General features: G+C 34.6%; 1 pseudogene. It reads right to left on the bottom strand.

The annotated features are described in order from the left end of the window. Positions 1-305: 305 nt before the first annotated feature. Positions 306-470: pseudogene (locus WKH56_RS35040) on the bottom strand (gamma-type small acid-soluble spore protein); the annotation flags it as partial. Positions 471-815 lie beyond the last annotated feature (345 nt).

Below are 815 nucleotides of genomic sequence, written 5' to 3'. Positions count from 1 at the left end.
GGAACCTCTCTCTTCTTAGAAGAGAGAGGTTCCCATTTATACGTTTAGGTACAAAGTGGAGTTTTACAATGTTTCTCAATTATATTGCTCAAAAACAGGAGCTATTATGCAGCATTTTTATGCTGCTAAAATAAAAGTATTTTAGCTAGCTTTATGCTTTTTTATCGTTTGCACAACATAAAAAACGCTTTATCAACATATCTGAGGTAGTTTAGTTTGGAGAGTATAGCCTAATACAGAGTAACAATAATTTGGATACAACAAAGGGTTCTTTCAACGAGTATGAAAGAACCCTTTTAACATTAATTTTTGTTTTTGTTAGCTTGAGCATTTTGACGTTTAACGTGTTGTACGTCAGTCTCACTAGCAAATTCTGTACCGTATTTACCAGAAGATGCTTGAGCGTTTTTTTGCTTCACATGTTGAATATCTGTGCCTGAAGCTGTCGTGTTAGAATATTTGTTTTCCATTACTATCACCTCCACAAGAATTAATATATCCAAGTGGAAGGGCAGTATCCTTAAAATCATTTGGTAAGAAAAACATGAAAATCCCAGTACAGATAGGGAACATTACTACAAGGAAATGCAATTTCTTTAGAAGCTATAGATAACCAACTTTAAGTTGGTTTAAATTGCCTTAAGGCAATTTTAGTTGGTTAACGAGAAAAATCATGACCTTGGTCTTTGGATTTATTTATGGAGCTACTTCTAAATCTTCTATGCTGTTTTTGCAGAACTTGCTCTTCACTACGAGTAGCTTGTTGGATCGCATCAAAGATGCCTGAAATCGTTCCTATGACCTGCTCTTTGGTT

The sequence above is a fragment of the Priestia sp. SB1 genome (assembly GCF_038898415.1).
Note: the sequence above shows the minus strand (reverse complement) of the source record. Positions and strands in the feature narration are given on the sequence as shown.